Source organism: Roseateles sp., from assembly GCF_044373315.1.
Taxonomy (GTDB): domain Bacteria; phylum Pseudomonadota; class Gammaproteobacteria; order Burkholderiales; family Burkholderiaceae_C; genus JACDQM01.
Genome location: NZ_JBILQK010000031.1, coordinates 22,732 through 40,418, shown reverse-complemented (window position 1 = coordinate 40,418; position 17,687 = coordinate 22,732). Strand labels below are relative to the sequence as shown.

At 64.1% G+C, this 17,687-nt stretch carries 19 protein-coding genes; 10 read left to right on the top strand and 9 right to left on the bottom strand.

Annotation, left to right across the window (positions count from 1 at the left end):
* Positions 1-2: 2 nt before the first annotated feature.
* The 6 genes from ACIQ67_RS09575 (at position 3) to ACIQ67_RS09550 (ending at position 3,881) form a co-directional block, all read left to right on the top strand.
* A complete protein-coding gene (locus tag ACIQ67_RS09575; protein WP_397534136.1) occupies positions 3-794 on the top strand; it encodes an ABC transporter ATP-binding protein in 792 nt (263 codons plus the stop codon).
* A complete protein-coding gene (gene mlaE, locus ACIQ67_RS09570) occupies positions 791-1,570 on the top strand; it encodes a lipid asymmetry maintenance ABC transporter permease subunit MlaE (RefSeq protein ID WP_397534135.1) in 780 nt (259 codons plus the stop codon). Before ACIQ67_RS09575 ends, mlaE begins: the two co-directional genes overlap by 4 nt.
* Positions 1,571-1,584: 14 nt before the next feature.
* Entirely contained in the window at positions 1,585-2,064 is a 480-nt protein-coding gene (gene mlaD / locus ACIQ67_RS09565; RefSeq protein ID WP_397534134.1) for an outer membrane lipid asymmetry maintenance protein MlaD, read from the top strand.
* Positions 2,065-2,069: 5 nt separating this feature from the next.
* Positions 2,070-2,843 carry a VacJ family lipoprotein gene (locus ACIQ67_RS09560; RefSeq protein WP_397534133.1) on the top strand — a complete coding sequence of 258 codons (774 nt, stop codon included), beginning with the start codon at positions 2,070-2,072 and terminating at the stop codon, positions 2,841-2,843.
* Between the two features lie 75 nt (positions 2,844-2,918).
* A complete protein-coding gene (locus ACIQ67_RS09555) occupies positions 2,919-3,557 on the top strand; it encodes a phospholipid-binding protein MlaC (protein WP_397534132.1) in 639 nt (212 codons plus the stop codon).
* A gap of 3 nt (positions 3,558-3,560) precedes the next feature.
* Positions 3,561-3,881, top strand: coding sequence for an STAS domain-containing protein (locus ACIQ67_RS09550; RefSeq protein ID WP_397534131.1), 321 nt, complete (start codon positions 3,561-3,563; stop codon positions 3,879-3,881).
* 18 nt (positions 3,882-3,899) lie between these two features.
* Here ACIQ67_RS09550 and ACIQ67_RS09545 read toward each other — a convergent pair whose 3' ends face one another.
* Entirely contained in the window at positions 3,900-4,757 is an 858-nt protein-coding gene (locus tag ACIQ67_RS09545; protein ID WP_397534138.1) for a MurR/RpiR family transcriptional regulator, read from the bottom strand.
* A 19-nt stretch (positions 4,758-4,776) separates the two neighbouring features.
* Positions 4,777-6,222 carry a glucose-6-phosphate dehydrogenase gene (gene zwf, locus ACIQ67_RS09540; RefSeq protein WP_397534130.1) on the bottom strand — a complete coding sequence of 482 codons (1,446 nt, stop codon included), beginning with the start codon at positions 6,220-6,222 and terminating at the stop codon, positions 4,777-4,779.
* A 235-nt stretch (positions 6,223-6,457) separates the two neighbouring features.
* On the opposite strand from zwf, the gene tal reads away from it, so the two are divergent.
* Genes tal through ACIQ67_RS09525 form a run of 3 tightly spaced genes read left to right on the top strand, consistent with a single transcriptional unit; the run spans position 6,458 to position 9,665 of the window.
* On the top strand, positions 6,458-7,405 hold the full coding sequence (gene tal, locus ACIQ67_RS09535; RefSeq protein ID WP_397534129.1) for a transaldolase: 948 nt from the start codon (positions 6,458-6,460) through the stop codon (positions 7,403-7,405).
* Positions 7,405-9,045 carry a glucose-6-phosphate isomerase gene (gene pgi / locus ACIQ67_RS09530; RefSeq protein WP_397534128.1) on the top strand — a complete coding sequence of 547 codons (1,641 nt, stop codon included), beginning with the start codon at positions 7,405-7,407 and terminating at the stop codon, positions 9,043-9,045. The genes tal and pgi overlap by 1 nt, the downstream gene beginning before the upstream one ends.
* Positions 9,042-9,665: an HAD family hydrolase gene (locus tag ACIQ67_RS09525; RefSeq protein WP_397534127.1), complete on the top strand. Its 624-nt coding sequence runs from the start codon at positions 9,042-9,044 to the stop codon at positions 9,663-9,665. The genes pgi and ACIQ67_RS09525 overlap by 4 nt, the downstream gene beginning before the upstream one ends.
* On the opposite strand, the gene ACIQ67_RS09520 is transcribed toward ACIQ67_RS09525, so the two are convergent.
* From ACIQ67_RS09520 to pilB, 6 genes are all read right to left on the bottom strand, one after another.
* Positions 9,648-9,848, bottom strand: a complete 201-nt coding sequence (locus ACIQ67_RS09520; protein ID WP_397534126.1) for a DNA gyrase inhibitor YacG — start codon at positions 9,846-9,848, stop codon at positions 9,648-9,650. The genes ACIQ67_RS09525 and ACIQ67_RS09520 overlap by 18 nt on opposite strands.
* Positions 9,845-10,600, bottom strand: coding sequence for a cell division protein ZapD (gene zapD / locus ACIQ67_RS09515; RefSeq protein ID WP_397534125.1), 756 nt, complete (start codon positions 10,598-10,600; stop codon positions 9,845-9,847). Before zapD ends, ACIQ67_RS09520 begins: the two co-directional genes overlap by 4 nt.
* Before the next feature lie 102 nt (positions 10,601-10,702).
* Positions 10,703-11,302 (bottom strand): dephospho-CoA kinase, encoded by a 600-nt coding sequence (coaE, locus tag ACIQ67_RS09510; RefSeq protein WP_397534124.1) that lies wholly within the window; start codon positions 11,300-11,302, stop codon positions 10,703-10,705.
* A gap of 36 nt (positions 11,303-11,338) precedes the next feature.
* A complete protein-coding gene (locus tag ACIQ67_RS09505; protein WP_397534123.1) occupies positions 11,339-12,271 on the bottom strand; it encodes a prepilin peptidase in 933 nt (310 codons plus the stop codon).
* A gap of 9 nt (positions 12,272-12,280) precedes the next feature.
* Complete coding sequence (locus ACIQ67_RS09500) at positions 12,281-13,504, bottom strand: type II secretion system F family protein (protein ID WP_397534122.1); 1,224 nt, start codon at positions 13,502-13,504, stop codon at positions 12,281-12,283.
* A gap of 71 nt (positions 13,505-13,575) precedes the next feature.
* Complete coding sequence (gene pilB / locus ACIQ67_RS09495) at positions 13,576-15,303, bottom strand: type IV-A pilus assembly ATPase PilB (RefSeq protein ID WP_397534121.1); 1,728 nt, start codon at positions 15,301-15,303, stop codon at positions 13,576-13,578.
* Positions 15,304-15,600: 297 nt separating this feature from the next.
* Between pilB and ACIQ67_RS09490 the strand changes: the two genes are divergently transcribed.
* Positions 15,601-16,209, top strand: coding sequence for a c-type cytochrome (locus ACIQ67_RS09490; RefSeq protein WP_397534120.1), 609 nt, complete (start codon positions 15,601-15,603; stop codon positions 16,207-16,209).
* A gap of 70 nt (positions 16,210-16,279) precedes the next feature.
* On the opposite strand, the gene ACIQ67_RS09485 is transcribed toward ACIQ67_RS09490, so the two are convergent.
* Positions 16,280-17,563 carry an FCSD flavin-binding domain-containing protein gene (locus ACIQ67_RS09485; protein WP_397534119.1) on the bottom strand — a complete coding sequence of 428 codons (1,284 nt, stop codon included), beginning with the start codon at positions 17,561-17,563 and terminating at the stop codon, positions 16,280-16,282.
* Positions 17,564-17,687: the final 124 nt, after the last annotated feature.

Below are 17,687 nucleotides of genomic sequence, written 5' to 3'. Positions count from 1 at the left end.
TGATCGAGTTGCGCGACGTCAGCTGCGGCTACGGCGATCGCGTCATCCTTGAACATGTGAATTTGCAGGTGCCGCGCGGCAAGGTGCTTGCGCTGATCGGGACCTCCGGCGGCGGCAAGACCACGGTGCTGCGCTTGCTGGGTCGGCAGATCCGGCCTCTGTCCGGCCAGGTGCTGTTCGACGGCCAGGATCTCGCGACGCTCAACAGTGATCAGCTGTATGCCGTGCGGCGTCGCATGGGCATGCTGTTCCAGTTCGGCGCGCTGTTCACCGACCTGTCGGTGTTCGAGAACGTGGCCTTCCCTTTGCGTGAGCACACCAAGCTGTCCGAGACCATGATTCGAGACCTGGTGCTGATGAAGCTGAATGCGGTGGGGTTGCGCGGCGTTCGCGATCTGATGCCCTCAGAGATCTCCGGTGGCATGGCGCGCCGGGTGGCCTTGGCCCGCGCGATTGCGCTGGATCCCGACCTGGTGCTTTACGACGAGCCGTTCGCCGGCCTGGACCCGATTTCGCTGGGCGTGGCCGCACGCCTGATCCGCGACCTCAATGATGCGCTGGGCCTGACCAGCATCATCGTCTCTCATGACTTGCACGAGACCTTCGCGATTGCCGATCAGGTGGCGATGATTGCCAATGGCCGGGTGGTGGCCCAAGGCACGCCCGAGCAGTTGCGGCACAGCGAGGATCCGCTGGTGCAGCAGTTCGTTGGCGCGCAGGCCGATGGGCCGGTGCATTTCCATCAGCCCGCCGACCCTGTGGCGCGCGATTTTGGTGTGGGGCTGGGCCTATGAAGCTGGTATCCGCACGCGTCGGGCGCGGTCTGCGCCTGCATCTGGCCAGCATCGGCTGGAGCGCCCGCCTGTTCCTGCAATTGCTCAAGCGCAGCCCGGCCGCACTGATGCGTTTCGGGCTGGTACGCGAGCAGATCTTTTTCTTGGGCAACCACTCCTTGTCCATCATCGGCGTGTCGGGACTGTTCGTCGGCTTTGTGCTGGCGCTGCAGGGTTACTACACGCTGCAGCGCTATGGCTCGGCCGAGGCGGTCGGGCTGCTTGTGGCGCTGAGCCTGGTGCGTGAACTGGGGCCGGTGGTGGCCGCGCTCTTGTTTGCCGGGCGGGCGGGCACCTCGCTGACCGCTGAGATCGGTTTGATGAAGGCCGGCGAGCAGTTGACCGCGATGGAGATGATGGCGGTCGACCCGGTGACCCGGGTGCTGGCGCCGCGCTTCTGGGGTGGCGTGATCGCGATGCCTCTGTTGGCTGCCGTGTTCTCGGCCGTGGGCGTGATTGGCGGCTGGCTGGTGGCTGTGAAGCTGATCGGCATCGATGAGGGTGCCTTTTGGTCGCAGATGCAAGGTGGGGTAGAAGTGTTCGCTGACGTGGGCAACGGCGTGATCAAGAGCGTCGTGTTCGGCGTGACGGTGACCTTTGTGGCCCTGCTTCAGGGCTATGCCTGCAAGCCCACGCCCGAAGGTGTGGCCCAGGCGACGACGCGAACAGTGGTTGTGGCCTCGCTGGCGGTGCTGGCGCTGGACTTCGTGCTGACCGCGATGATGTTTTCGATTTGACAGGGAGTACGAGCATGCAAGCATCTCGTCATGACGCATTGGTGGGTTTTTTCGTGCTGCTGGGTGGCGCGGCACTGTTGTTCCTGGCCATGAAGGCCGGCAATCTGCTGAGCCTGAACTTCGATGAGACCTACCAGCTGACAGCCAAGTTCGACAATATCGGCGGCCTGAAGGCGCGTGCGGCGGTGAAGAGCGCCGGTGTCGTGGTGGGGCGGGTGGAGTCGATCAGCTTCGACGACAAGAGCTTCCAGGCGCGGGTCGTCATCAATCTTTACAAAGGCGTTGCATTCCCTAAAGACAGCTCGGCCAAGATCCTGACGGCTGGCCTGCTGGGCGAGCAGTACATCGGACTTGAGCCGGGTGCTGACGAGAAGAACCTGGCGGCGGGCGACATCATCAGGCAGACCCAGTCTGCCGTTGTGCTGGAGAACCTGATCGGCCAGTTCCTCTACAACAAGGCCGCAGACTCCGGCACCTCTTCTGGAGCGAAGTGATGCAAATGCGGTATCCGTCCGACGCTGAGCGCCGAGGGCGCGGCCTGACGATGCTGCTGGCGTTGGCGCTGCTGCTGACGCTCGGCGGCTGTTCCAGCCTGCGTGCTGGCTTTTCACAGGGTCAGAAGCTTGATCCTTGGGAGGCCTGGAACCGCAAGGTGTTCGCTTTCAACGAACGTGTGGACGAGGCCGTCCTGAAGCCGGTCGCCACCGCCTACAGCGAGATGGTGCCGCGGCCGGTGCGCCTGGGGATCGACAATTTCTTCGGAAATGTGGCGGACGGCTGGTCGGCTGCGAACCTTTTCTTGCAAGGCCGCTTCAAGACCGGTGTGCAGCAGACCATGCGCTTCGCGGTCAACTCGACCCTGGGTTTTGTCGGCGTGCTGGATATCGGCAGTGAGGTTGGGCTGGAGCGCACGACCGAAGACATGGGCAAGACCTTTGGCCGCTGGGGTGCCGGCACTGGCGCCTACATCGTGTGGCCCTTGTTCGGTCCGTCTTCGGTGCGCGACACGCTGGCCATGCCGTTGGACTGGCGGGGCAGCCCCTCTCAGGTGTTCGACGTGGGCGAGGTGCAGTTCGGCATCTTTGCGCTGCGCACTATCAACACGCGCGCGAACTTTCTGCGTGCTGGCGAGATGCTGGACGGCATCGCACTGGACAAGTACACCTTCATCCGCGATGCCTACCTGACGCGCCGTGGCAGTTTTGCCGACGATTCGGGTGACGAGTACGAGGTCATCACGCCGCCCAAGGGCGATCCGCAAGCCGGGCCCTGAAACCAAACCGCTGCGGCTGCGTTGTATTGCTGGCCTGGCCGGTTGTGCTGGGCTGAACTGAAAGGATCTATCGAAATGTCTGCTGTTTCCAAACGTGCGCTGCTGCGCAGCTTGATGGTGCTGGGCTTGGCTGCCGGCCTGAACATTTCGGCCCAGGCGGCCGATGCCAGCGCCCCCGATCTGCTGATCCGCCAGCTTTCGCTGGAGACCATCGAGGCCGTCAAGTCCGACAAGGCCATCCAGGCCGGCGATATCCAGCGCATCATCACTCTGGTCGACACCAAGGTGATGCCGCATGTGAACTTCCAGCGCATGACCTCCTCGGCCGTAGGCCGCTTCTGGCGTCAGGCGAGCCCGGACCAACAGCAACGCCTGCAGGCCGAATTCAAGACCCTGCTGGTGCGTACCTATTCCGGTGCTCTGGCGCAGGTCCGTGATCAGAGCGTCGCCTTGAAGCCGCTGCGCGCTGCGGCGGACGACACCGAAGTCGTCGTTCGCACCGAGGTGCGCGGCAAGGGCGACCCGATCCAGCTCGACTACCGGCTTGAGAAAGTCGGCAGCGTCTGGAAGATCTACGACGTCAATGTGCTGGGCATCTGGCTGGCGGATCAGTACCGCAACAGCTTTGCGCAGGAAATCGGCGCCAAGGGCATCGATGGACTGATCCAGGCGCTGGCCGACCGCAATGCCAAGGCCGCCGGCGGCAAGTCCTGAGTCATGACACTGGCGATGTTGAAGCTGCCTGATGCCGTCCATCTGGCCGAGGCTCCAGTCCTCTGGGCCGGGCTTGAATCCAGTCTGCGGGCTGAGGCGGCACAGATCGGCAACGCGGCCGGGCGCCAGCTGCAGCTCAATGCCGGTGAACTGCGCAGCTTCGATTCAGCCGCCCTGACCCTGCTGCTGTCCGCCGCCCGGCTGTGCAGCCAGCAGGGGATGACGCTGCAGATCCAGAATGCGCCGCCCAAGCTGCTGGAGCTGGCGCGGGTCTATGGCGTGGATGAGTTGCTCTGGCCGACGGCCGCTCAGGCTGCCGCCTAGCAAACAGCGCCAGGGCGCTCACACATAGCGCTTGCTGCGCAGCGTGCGCTTGATTTCCTGCAGCGTCGGTCGCAGTGCCTGACCCATGGCCAGTGCCACGCCGGTCGTCAGGATGTCGATGGTGGTCAGGTGCAGCAGGCGCGACACCATCGGGCTGTAGCGTTCGAAGTCCTCGGGATGGTCCACCGTCAGCAGGATCTGGCCGGGCAGCTGCCCCAGCGCGGCCAGTGGTGAACCACTGGCCGTGATCACGATGGTGGTGGCACCGCGCTTGCGGGCGACCTCGGCCACCTCGATCAGGTCGCGGCTGCGGCCCGAATTACTGATCAGCACGGCGCAGTCGCCGGGGTTGAGCATGGTGGCGCTCATCAGCTGCACATGGTTGTCGCTCCAGGCGGCCGTGTTTATGCCCAGGCGGAAGAGCTTGTGCTGCGCGTCCAGCGCAACGATGCCTGAGTTGCCGACGCCGTAGAACTCGATGCGCCTGCCATTGATGCCGGCCTCCGACAGTACCTTGATGGCGCGCTCGAAAGCGTGCCCGGCGGCTTCATTGCGGTAATGCAGGAGCGCAGCAACGGCGTTATCGATCACCTTGACGATCAGGTCGCCGGGCTTCTCATCTTCATCCACCGCGCGATGCACGAAGGGCACGCCTTCATTGACGCTGCCGGCCAGCTTGAGCTTGAAGTCTGCCAGGCCGTCATAGCCGACGCTGCGGCAAAAGCGCACCACCGTTGGCTTGGAAACATGCGCGCGATCAGCCAGCTCGCTGACCGGTAACGTGGCGAAGGCGCGCGCATCGCTGAGCAGCAGCTTGGCCACACGCTGCTCGGCCGGAGGCAGGGCAGGGATCGCGGCCTTGACGCGGTCGAGGATGGTCATGTGGAGATCGCTTTCAATGCTCTTCCGCCCAGGCGAAGCCATCGCGTGCAACCAGTGCGCTGGCGGCCGGCGGGCCCCAGCTGCCGGCGCTGTAGGGACGCGGACCGCCGCCGTCCAGACGCCAAGCGTCCAGGATGGGTTCAACCCAGCGCCAGGCCTGCTCTTGCTCATCGCTGCGAACGAACAGGTTCAGCCGCCCGGCGATGGCGTCCAGCAACAGGCGTTCGTAGGCGCCGACCCGGTTGGCGGCAAAGGCCTTGTCGAAGTCCAGATCCAACGAGACCGGCGCCAGCGCCTCGCCATGTGCGCCACCCTTGGCCGCCAGCAGGTGCAGCTCAAGCCCGTCCTCGGGCTGCAGCTTGATCACCAGCCGATTGGCCTGGCTGGTGCCCGGGAAGATGGGGTGCGGCACGGGTCGGAAGTTGACGACGATCTGGGCATCGCGGGCAGCCAGACGCTTGCCGGTGCGCAGGTAGAAGGGCACGCCGGCCCAACGCCAGTTCTGCACCTCGGTGCGCAGTGCGACGAAGGTCTCGGTCTGGCTCTGCGCCGGGATCTTGCCTTCGTCCAGATAGGACACCACCGCCTTGCCGTCCACCGCGCCAGCGCGGTACTGGCCGCGCACCACATCCCTGGCCACCGTCTCCGCACTGAAAGGCTTCAGCGAGCGCAGCACCTTGAGCTTCTCATCGCGGATGGCATCGGCATCGTTGGTCGACGGCGGCTCCATCGCGATCATCGTCAGCAACTGCAGCGCATGGTTCTGGATCATGTCGCGCAGCGCGCCGGTGCCGTCGTAGAACGGACCACGTGTGCCGACTCCCAGTGACTCGGCCAGTGTGATCTGGATGTTGGCGATGCTCTCGCGCCGCCACAGCGGCTCGAAGAGCGCATTGCCGAAGCGCAGTGCCATCAGGTTCTGCACCGAAGGCTTGCCCAGATAGTGGTCGATGCGGAAGGCCTGCTCTTCCTTGAACACCGAGCGCACCACGCGGTTGATCTGCTGCGCGCTGGCCAAGTCATGGCCCAGCGGCTTCTCCAGCACGATGCGCACGCGCGGGTCGTTGAGACCGGCTGCGCCCAGTTGCTCGCAAATCTGCGTGAACAGGTGTGGGCTGGTGGCGAGATACAGCACCACCGTTTCTGCCTGCCCAGTCGCCAGCCACTCCTTCAGCCGCAGGTAATGCTCAGGCTGGGAGAGGTCCATGCGCCGGTAATGCACCAGCGCCGCGAAGCGCTCGAACTCTTCGTCACTGGGGCGCTTGGGGCCTTCGACCTCGCGAAAGCGCTCCTTCAGCCACTCGCGGTAACGCTCGTCGCTCATCTCGTCGCGGGCGACCGCAAGAATGCGGCCACCGCCGGGGAGCTTGCCGTGCCGGAAGGCCTGAAACAGCGCAGGCATGAGCTTGCGCCAGGTGAGATCGCCGGTACCGCCGAAGAAGACGAGATCGAATGACATGCCGTGCCTTGGTGCTGTGCCCGCTCGCGCATGGCTGAGACGCGAAGGCACTTGATGTAACAAAGTTTCTGGAATTATGATGCATAAGTTTCTTGTCGCGGTCAACTGCTACCGACCCGGCTGCTTGGTGCCATGGGCGCCAGCGCTGGGGGAACTGCGGACTTCGCATGTAACTTGAGATCGGCCGCGCCCGGGTCTAATCGGGGTGCTTGCAGCATCCTTGTCTGGAATCACGATGAATCAGCTCGAACAACTGAAGGCTTTCACCACGGTTGTTGCCGACACCGGCAACTTCCTGCAACTGGCGCAGTTCGCACCGCGCGATGCGACCACTAATCCCTCGCTGATCCTGAAGGCGGTGCAGTCCAGCGACTACGCGCCGCTGCTGAAGGACACCGTACAGGCCCACCGCGGCCAGCCGCTGGACCAGATCGTGGACCAGGTGCTGGTGCGCTTCGGCCTGGAGATCCTGAAGGTGGTGCCCGGCCGCGTGTCGACCGAAGTGGACGCCCGGCTGAGCTTCGACAAGGCGGCAACCATCGCACGTGCCCATCGCATCATTGGCCTGTACGAGGCCGCTGGCATCGGTCGTGACCGCGTGCTGATCAAGGTGGCATCGACCTGGGAAGGCATCCAGGCGGCGCGCGAGCTCGAGCGCGAAGGCATCCGCTGCAATCTGACGCTGCTGTTCTCGTTCTGCCAGGCGGTGGCCTGCGGCGAGGCCGGCGTGCAGCTGATCTCGCCCTTTGTTGGCCGTATCTACGACTGGTACAAGAAGAGCGCCGGCAGCGCCTGGGACGAGGCGGCCAGTGCGGGAGTTAGCGATCCTGGCGTGAAGTCGGTGACCCAGATCTACAACTACTACAAGAAGCATGGCATTGCCACCGAGGTGATGGGCGCAAGCTTCCGCAACGTCGGGCAGATCCAGGCGCTCGCCGGCTGCGATCTGCTGACCATCAGCCCCGAGCTGCTGGCACAGCTGCAGGCCAGCGAAGCGCCGCTGCCATGCGTGCTGGATGCCGAAGCTGCGCGTGCGGCCGATATCGCGCCGGTCAGCCATGACGAGGCGAGCTTCCGCTACGCGCTGAACCAGGACGCCATGGCGACCGAGAAGCTGGCCGAAGGCATCCGTGCATTCGCGGTGGATGCGGGCAAGCTCGACCAGATCATCCAGGGCTTGTGATGGCACACACACGCTGCGATCGGAGCCCGGTCTGGGCAGAACTGCGGGCGCACTACGAGCGCAGCGGGCAGGGTTTCGACCTGCGCGAGGCGTTCGCGTCGGAGCCATCGCGCTTTGAAGCTTGGTCGTTTCAGGCGCCCGAGGTGTTCGCTGACCTGTCCAAGAACCGCATTGATTCGGTCGCCCTCGACTTGCTGATGCAGCTGGCGCGCGACTGCGGCCTTGAGGCAAGGCGCGATGCCATGTTCAGCGGGTCCATCATCAACGCCACCGAGGGCCGTGCGGTGCTTCATACCGCACTGCGCGCGCCGGCCGGTGCCGCTCCCTTCAGCGACGAGGTGCAGGAGGCGCTGGAGCGCATGCTGGCCTTCGCCGAAGGCGTGCGCGATGCGTCAGCCAGCGGCATCCGCGACATCGTCCACATCGGCATCGGTGGCAGCGACCTCGGTCCGGCCATGGTGGTGGGTGCGCTGCGGTCAGCCTCGGACACCTACTGCCAGCCGAGCCAGCGCCTGCACTTTGTTTCCAACGTCGATGGGCACGATCTGGCCTCGGTGCTGCCTGAGCTCGATCCGCACAAGACCTTGTTCGTGATCGCGTCCAAGACCTTCACCACCCAGGAGACCCTGGCCAATGCACTGGCCGCCAGAGACTGGTACCTGACGCATGGCGGGAAGGACATTGCCCGTCACTTTGTCGCCACCACCAGCAATGTGCAGGCGGCCGCACAGTTCGGCATCAGCACCACCTTCGGCTTCTGGGACTGGGTGGGGGGGCGCTATTCGCTGTGGTCGGTGATCGGGCTGCCGATCGCCATCGCGATCGGCGCGCAGAACTTCAAGGCGCTGCTGGCGGGTGCGCACGCAATGGACCAGCATTTTCGTGAGCAGCCCTTCTCGCGCAATCTGCCGGTGCTGCTGGGTCTGCTGGATGTCTGGTATCGCAACTTCCACGGCTTCAGCAGCCGTTGCATCGCGCCTTATCACCAGGGATTGAAGCGCCTGCCCGCCTACCTGCAGCAGCTTGAGATGGAGAGCAATGGCAAGGGTGTGGACGCGGACGGGCACGCCTTGCCGTTCGGCAGCAGCCCGGTCATCTGGGGCGAGCCTGGCACCAACGGCCAGCACGCCTTTTTTCAGATGCTGCATCAAGGCACGGATGTGATTCCGGTGGAGTTCATCGCGGTGCGCCATCCCGAGCATGGCTCGCATGTCAGCGGTGCACTGGACGCGCTGCTCCAGAAGCAGCACCAGATGCTGCTGGCCAATTGTCTGGCCCAGTCGCAGGCGCTGATGCAAGGCAAGACTGTCGAGCAGGCCCTGCATGAGAAGGCACCGACGGCGGCCAGCAATCTGGGGGCATTGACCGTCGCCCGGCACCGGAGCTTTCCTGGCAATCGCCCCAGCACCACCTTGCTGATGGATCGACTGACCCCGCGCGCGCTGGGGGCCTTGATCGCCTTGTATGAGCATCGTGTGTTTGTCAGCGGTGCGCTGTGGGGCATCAACAGCTTCGATCAGTGGGGTGTGGAACTGGGCAAGGCCTTGTGCAACCAGCTGCTGCCGCGCCTTGACAGCGGCGATGCTGCGGGCCTGGATGGCTCGACGGCCGGGCTGATGAACTGGCTGCGCCAGCCATGAACATCGTCTTCGATTTCGGTGGCGTGGTGTTCCGCTGGCACCCACCGAGCTTGCTGGCGCGGGTCTTGCCGCAGCGTGTGAGCAGCCCGTCCGAGGGGGTGGCCGCCGCGGCCACCTTCTTTCAGAACTACGGCGGCGACTGGGGTGCCTTCGATCAGGGCCTGATAGGCGCTGACGAGGTGGTGGCGCGCATCAGCGCGCGCACCGGCTGGTCGAGGGAGGAGGTGCAGCGGGTGGTGGATGCGGTGCCGGACGAGTTGCAGGCAGTGCCGGAGACGGTGGCGCTCATCCAGCAACTCAAGGCCGCCGGTCATCGTCTGTTCTATCTGTCCAATATGCCTGAGCCTTATGCGGATCATCTGGAGCAGCACCATCCGCTGAAGGACTGGTTTGAAGCCGGCGTGTTCTCGGGCCGGGTCAAGCTGTCCAAGCCGCGTGCCGAGGTGTTTCAGCTGGCGACCGAGCGTTTCGGCGTGGCGCCTGAGAGCTGCCTGTTTCTCGATGACCATCCGGTCAACATCGAGGCCGCGCTGGCCTTGGGGTGGCAGGCGCTGCACTTCAGCACGGCAGCGAACGCACGCGCTGAGTTGCAGCGGCAGGGCTTACTGCTCCCGGGCTGAATCGTCCGTGGGCGGTGCCGCTTCGACGCGGAAACTCTCGCTGGCCCAGGCGCCGAGATCGATCTGGCGGCAGCGCTCGCCGCAGAAAGGGCGCCACGAATTGCTGGGCGCATAGATGCTGTCGCCACCGCAGGTGGGGCAGCGCACGATGCGTGCGGCGGGAGTCGGGTTCGGCGTGCTCATGAGCACAAGGTCAGCTCGAAGCTGGTGTCCTGCGCGGCCAGCTTGAGCCGACCTTCCTCGTCCTGGCGCATCAGCCTGATCGACACCATCAAGCGGTGGCCAGTGATCTCGGGAATCAGCCCCAGACTGGGATCGATGCGCATGCGCAGCAGTTGGTAGGTGCGTCCGGCCGGCAGGCTCTGCTGGAACTGGCCGCCCTGGGCAGCCACCTTGTGGGGCGCCCCGGAATCGCGCAGCAGACCCAGAAGCACACGCAGGGCTTCGGCCAGCGGCATCAGCGATTGCGTCCACTGGATCAGGTCGTTGCGGCGGCGCACTGGCAGGAACTGCTGCCAGGTGTAGTAGGCCGGCAGGTCGAACTCGCAGGTGCCGCCCGGAATGCTGATGCGGCTGCGGATGCTCATCAGCCAGTCGTTGGTGGTCAGCGCATGGCCGGCCTTGCCGCTGAGCTGGTTGAGACCGGAGAACGCGTGATCAATGCGCTGCACCACTTCGTCCAGCGCGCTTTCCGAGATGGCCGGATTGCCGCGGTAGCTGTTGAGCAGGGCCTTGTGGCGCTCAAGTTCCTTGAGCAGGTCGGATTTCAGGTCGGCGCGCGAGGCGACGTCCATGATCTCGAAGATGGTCACGAGGGCGAAGTGATGGTCCAGCGCGGTATCGCGCGGGATCAGCTGCCCCAGACGGTCGAACAGATGTTCCAGACGCAGCATCGTGCGGATGCTCTCGTTGAACGGATATTCGTAGAGGACCAAGGCGGCCGTTCCTTGTCGGTGAGCACAGATCGATGGCGCCCAATGCGCCGGCACCGATTGTTTCACATGCGCGCGTCTCCCGGCCTGGGCTTTGCCCTTGAATCACGCCATGCCGGCGCCTTGCCAACGCTTTGCCAGCGTCAGGACTTGCTGGCGCAATTCGTCCACGCTGTAGCGCTCGTTGTAGATCACGGCATCTGCCGCACCGCGCCGGCTGGCCCGGCTGGCCTGCTGCTTGAGCACGGCCTCGACGCCTTCGCGCGTCCAGCCCGAGCGTTGCATGACGCGCTGAATCTGCGTCTCTTCCTCGCAGTCCACCACCAGGACGCGATCGACCCGCTGGCGCCAGCGACCTGATTCGACCAGCAGGGGCACATCGAAGACCAGCAGCGTCGCCTGGGCCGCCGCGGCGCGGGCTTCGGTTTCCCTGCTGATCATCGGGTGCAGGATGGCTTCCAGGCGCCGGCGCGCATCGGGGTCGCTGAAAGCCAGCTCGCGCATATGCGCCCGGTCCAGCGCGCCGCGGCTGTCCAGCGTTTGTGGCCCAAAGGCTGCGGCCAGCGCCGGGATGGCGCCGCCGCCTGGGCCGGTCAGTTCGCGCGAGATCGCATCCGCATCGATGACGGCGGCGCCGCATTCAAGCAGGAAACCGGAGACGGTGCTCTTGCCGCTGCCGATCCCGCCGGTCAGACCGATACGCATAGGCGATGGCTCACGCTTGAAGCCGCGTACACCGCTTCAGGCCCAGCCCATCCAGCCGAGCACGCGCTCCGAGCCGGCAAACAGCACGACCAGGCCACCGCCCGCCAGAAAGGGGCCAAAGGGCACGTAGCGACCTTCGCGCAGGCTGCTGGAGAGCTTCATGCCGATGCCGACCAGCGCGCCGATCACCGAAGCGCCCAGCACGATGGGCAGCACCATCTGCCAGCCCAGCCAGGCGCCCAGGGCGGCCAGCAGCTTGAAGTCGCCGTAGCCCATGCCTTCCTTGCCGGTGGTCAGCTTGAAGAGCCAGTAGACCGACCACAGCGATAGGTAGCCTAGCAGGGCGCCGCTCAACGCTGCCGTCAGCGACACGCCCGTCCACCCCATCAAGGCTGCGGCCAAGCCGGCCCACAGCAAGGGTTGGTTGATGGAGTCGGGCAGCAAGGTGGTGTCCCAGTCGATGGCGGCCAAGGCGATCAGCGCTGCAATGAAGCCACACCACAACAGGCTGGCAGGCTGGGCGCCGAAGCGCCAGCCGATGGCGGCGAATGCCAGTCCGGTCAGCAGCTCGATCAAGGGGTAGCGTGCCGAGATGCGTGTCTTGCAGGAGGAGCAGCGGCCGCCCAGGCGCAGCCATCCGAGCAAGGGCAGATTCTCGTGCCAGGCCAGCTGGTGGCCGCATTGCGGGCAGCGTGAACGCGGCGTCGCAATGCCCAGCGGTGCCAGCTTCTCGAACTGCTGGCTTGCATCGCCGGCGGCGATGGACAGCTTGTCAGCCAGTGGCTTGCTGAGGCCACCGGTGCGCAGCAGGCTGCTGACGTCCGCCAGCTGTGCTGCGGCATCGGCCAGCCACTGGCGCTCCATGATCTGCGGCAGGCGATGGATCACCACATTGAGAAAGCTGCCGATGCACAGGCCCAGCAAGCCCAAGCCCCAGGGTGTGAGCAGCCAATCGAAGTAGAAGCTCATAGACGTGTATCAGACCACCTGGCCGAGCTTGAAGATGGGCAGGTACATCGCCACCACGATGCCCCCAATGAGGGTGCCCAGGATCACGATGATGAAGGGCTCCATCAGGCTGGACAGCGCCTTGACGGCCTCGTCCACCTCGTCCTCATAGAACTCGGCGGCCTTGGACAGCATGTGATCCAGTGAACCGGATTCCTCGCCGATCGAGGCCATCTGGATCACCATGGTCGGGAAGATGCCGGTGTTCTGCATCGAGGTGGTCAGGGCCGCGCCCGTGGAAACTTCACGTTGGATCTTCTCGGTGGCTTCGGAAAACACGGCGTTGCCTGACGCACCGCCCACCGAATCCAGCGCCTCGACCAGCGGTACGCCGGCGGCGAACATGGTGGCTAGCGTGCGCGTCCAGCGTGCGATGGCTGACTTGTAAAGCAGGTCACCGAACACCGGGATCTTGAGCAGCAGTCGGTCCATGGCCTTCTGCATCTTCTCGGAGCGCTTCCAAGATTGGAAGAAGAAGTAAAGGCCACCGCCCAGGCCGCCGAACAATGCCCACCAATAGGCGACGAAGAACTCCGACATGGCAATCACCATCAACGTGGGCGCAGGCAGATCAGCGCCGAAGGAGGTGAAAACATCCTTGAAGGAGGGAACCACGAAGATCATGATGACGGCCAGCACCACGATGGCCACGATCATCACAGCGATCGGGTAGGTCAGGGCTGACTTGATCTTGTTCTTGAGCGCGACAGTCTTTTCCTGGTAGATCGCCAGTCGGTCCAGAAGTGCCTCCAGGATGCCGCCCGACTCACCGGCTTCGACCAGGTTGCAGTACAGCGCATCGAAATACATCGGGTGCTTGCGGAAGGCCGACGACAGGCTGGTGCCGGTCTCGACATCCTGGCGGATGTCGTTGAGCAGGCGCGTGAGGCGTGGGTTGGTGCTGCCGCGGCCGACGATGTCAAAAGCCTGCAGCAGTGGCACACCAGCTCGCATCATGGTGGCGAGCTGGCGCGTGAAAACGGCGATGTCCTTTTGCTTGATCGACTTGCCACCGCTGACGCGGCGCTTCTTGACCTTGCTGACGAGCACCCCCTGGCGGCGCAGGGTGGCGCTGACCATCGCTTCGCCGCCGGCGCGGATCTCGCCACGCACGATCTTGCCGTTGCGGTCCTTGCCCTCCCACTCGAACACGAATTCCTTCACGCCGCCCTTGGCGCTTGCGCTTGTCGCCATATCACCTCCTGGGGATTCGTCGACCGGCCGCTGGCGGCCGGTTGCTGTCACTGTTGTGGTACCGCTGCTGATTACTCATTGGTGGCTGCAAGCACTTCTTCCAACGTTGTCACACCTGCCCTGACCTTGACCAGGCCGGATTGACGCAGGTCCCGCACGCCTTCGGCGCGCGCCTGGGACGCAATATCCATGGCTGTGCCTTCGGACAGGATGATGCGCTGGATGGCCTCGCTCACTGGCATCACTTGGTAAAGGCCGACTCGCCCCCGATACCCGTTGTTGCAACTTGAGCAGCCGACTGCGCGGTAGGGCTTCCAGCTGCCATCGAGGTCGACCTCGGCATAGCCGGCGCGCAGCAGTGCGTCGCGCGGGTATTCGGCCGGCGCCTTGCAGTTCTCGCACAGCCGCCGAGCCAGCCGCTGCGCGGTGATGAGGAGCACGCTGGAGGCGATGTTGAACGGGGCCACACCCATGTTGAGCAGACGGGTGAGTGTGGTCGGCGCGTCGTTGGTGTGCAGCGTGCTCATCACCATGTGACCGGTCTGCGCGGCCTTGATGGCGATATCGGCTGTTTCGAGGTCGCGGATTTCGCCGACCATGATCACGTCCGGATCCTGGCGCAGGAAGGACTTCAGCGCCGCGGAGAAAGTCAGCCCGGCCTTGTCGTTGACGTTGACCTGGTTGATGCCTGGCAGGTTGATTTCGGCCGGGTCCTCGACCGTGGAGATGTTGACGCCCGGCTGGTTCAGGATGTTCAGGCAGGTGTAGAGCGAGACGGTCTTGCCCGAGCCGGTCGGGCCGGTCACCAGGATCATGCCGTAGGGCCGCTGGATACAGGCCAGCAGCCGCTCCTTCTCGATCTTCTCGTAGCCCAATGCCTCGATGCCCAGCTTGGCTGAGGACGGATCCAGGATACGGATCACGATCTTTTCGCCGAACAAGGTGGGCAGGGTGCTGACCCGGAAGTCGATCGCCTTGGCCCCGAACTTGAGCTTCATGCGGCCGTCCTGCGGCACGCGGCGCTCGGCGATGTCCATGCGCGAGATCACCTTGATGCGCGAGGCCAGCTTGTCCTTGATGGCAATCGGCGGCTGGGTGATTTCGCGCAATTCACCGTCAACCCGGAAGCGGACTCGGTAGTGGTACTCGTAGGGCTCGAAGTGAAGGTCCGATGCCCGCATATTGATTGCATCGATCAACATCTTCTGCAGAAAACGCACCACCGGCGCGTCTTCCACATCGGTCATGTCGGCGGCTTCTTCTTTCGCCGCAGTGTCTTCCTCGGCGATGTCGAAGTCGAAGTCGCCGCCTGCAATGGCTTCCAGCGCTTCACTGGCGCTGGCCCCGCTGCCGGCGAGCAGCTTGCTCAGCTTGTCGTGTTCGACGATCACCCATTCCGGCTGGAGCTGGGTGGCGAACTTGATGCGCTCGACTACTTCCTGGTCGGTTGGGTCGGCGCCACCAATGAACAGCCGGTTCCCGCGCCGGCCCAGCACCACCACCTGGTACTGGTGAGCCAGCTTGGCATCGATGATGTTGTGGGGCAGTCGCTGCGGATCGACGGCGTTCAAATCAAGCAGCGGCAGTGCCAGCGCAGTTGACAGCGTATGCGCGAGCTCAACTGGGGACACGGCGCCAGCGCCAACGACGGTGCTGACGAAGTTGAGCTTTTTCTCGCGAGACTGTCGAACGAAATCCTCAGCAGCGCGCGATGGCAGCTTGCCGGCATTGACGAGGACGCGAGCCACGCCTGAGAGGCTGGAGTGCGCTGGCTCGCTCAGTGAGTTGTCCACATGCATAAGGTTGACGTTGCGGCAGGAGCAAGGCGCTCAGGGCCAAAACGTGTTGGCGGGGCATGATGGCCCATGGTTTGAGACTGTAAACCGAGCGCCACCCGATAGTGTGCGCGCGCTGAACTCTCTCCCCGCTTTGCGACTTACTGCCGGGCGATTGATGTGCGCGCGCATCACTTCTCTCGTGCCAGGGCGGGCTTGCCTGCATTCAGGTGCCTCATATATTCGATTCGGCTAATATCTGCAGCATCGTCCATTGTCGGCGCGCCAAGCGTCGAACGAGACGCGGAGATAGGGGTGAAGATGAAGCGATTTTTGACGATGGTGGCGCTGTTCGGGGGCACTGCCATCGCGGGAGCCCAGACGCTGGCGGGCGCTGAGTTGGCGCGTGCCGAAGAGATCGTGCAGGGCAAGTGCTTTCTCTGCCATGGCGCTGATGGTGAGAGTTCGAGTCCGGTGTTTCCTCGCTTGGCCGGACAGCATGCGGCCTATCTTGCGCGCCAGCTGAGTGACTATCAGACCGGCAAGCGCAAGAGCAGCACCATGCAGCCGATGGTGGAGGGGCTGAGTGCCAGCGACTTCAAGGTCTTGGGCTTGTACTTCGCGTCTCGCCAAGCGCAGCCTCACTCTGTTGAGGACGCTGAGTTGGCTCAGGTCGGGCGGTTCATCTTTCTGCGTGGCAATCCCTTCACTGGCGTAGCGGCCTGCGCCAGTTGCCACGGCGTCAAGGGCGAAGGCAACGAACAGCTTCCGCGTCTGGCCGGGCAGCATGCGCAGTACACCGAGGCTCAGCTGCGTCAGTTCAACAAGCGCGAACGCAACAATGACAACGCGGTCATGCACAGCATCGCCAGCAAGCTCAGCGAGCTGGAGCTCAAGTCGGTGTCGGCGTACATCAGCGGCTTGAATTGAACAAGGGCGGTGCGCATGCGCAACCGCCCCTGTTCGTAGACCGTCAGACAGCTGGAGATAGCTGTCTGTCTCAGCCCAGCATGTCAGACCAGATGTTTTGAGCCCAGGACAGGGCGTATCCGCCTTCCAGTTGGTTCGCGCCCGCGGAGACGCCACCTGAGCCCGGCACGGCCTTGAAAGTCTTGTCGGTGCTGTCGTACTGATGCACAGATGCGACGTGCACCACATCGCGCGCCGTGACAAAGCTGTAGCAGGTGTTCATCACGACCGGCGTGCTGCTGACCGCTTCGCCCTTCAGCAACTGGATGATGGCGGCCGCCGCCACCTTCGCGTGTTGATTGGCCATGTGCCCTGACTTCGGCATGGCTGGAGCTGGGAAGGTGGCATCGCCCAGCACATGGACGCCCGGCGCTGCGGTCGACTCCATCGTCAACCAGTTCACGCCAGCCCATCGGTTGTTGATATTCACCAAGCCGGCCGAGACCGCCAAGTCAGCTGCCCGCTGGGGCGGAATCACGTTCAGGACGTCGGCCTTCACGTCTTCGAACTCAAGCCTGGCCAGGCGCCCGCCATTGGCGACTTCCTTGATCTCAGCATTCGGGCGGTACTCCAGCAGGCCGTCGTAGTGCTGCTTGAAGGCGCGCTCGAACAATGCCTTCTTCGACTGGATTTCAGGATTGCCGTCCAGCACCAGTACCTTGGACTTGGGCTTGTGCTGTTTCAGGTAGCTGGCCACCATGCACGCGCGCTCGTAGGGCCCAGGAGGGCAGCGATAGGGCACCTTGGGGATGCTCATCGCAAACACGCCGCCGTCTGGCATCGCTTCGAGTTGTCGGCGCAGGGCGGCGGTTTGGGGCCCGGCCTTCCAGGCGTGCTGAACTTGCCCGGCGTCCAGTGCAGCCTTCAGCCCACCGACCTGATCAGCCATGAAGTCGATGCCTGGAGAGACGATGAGGCGGTCAAAGGCCAGTTCGCTTCCGTCAGCCAAGCGGACCTTCTTGGCTGCTGCATCGATGGTTCGGACCTCGCCCTGCAAAACCTTGATGCCCAGGGCCTTCAAACCATCGTAGCCGCGGGTGATGTCGGCCATCTGCTTGTGTCCGCCCAGCACCAGATTGGAAATCGGGCAGGAGATGAAGTTGGGATTGCGCTCGACGAGAGTCACGTCAATATTGCCGCCCCACAGCTTCAAGTAGCGCGCAGCCGTTGCGCCACCAAAACCGCCGCCGATGACCACGACGCGTCCGATCGAAGGGCCGCTTGCGGTGCTGGCGCAGCCGCTCAGACCGGCCGTCGCGAACAGGGCACCGGCTGCGAGCAGGCGGCGGCGATTGAGTCCTTGTTCTTGAATCATTGAGGTCTCCTGAATCACTTCTTGTTGGGTTGGGCTGCGAAGAACTCAGCGATCAAGCGAATCTGCTCGTCGGTGTAGCCCTTGGAGATCTGATGCATGATCGTTGCCGGGCGCGTGCCAGCCT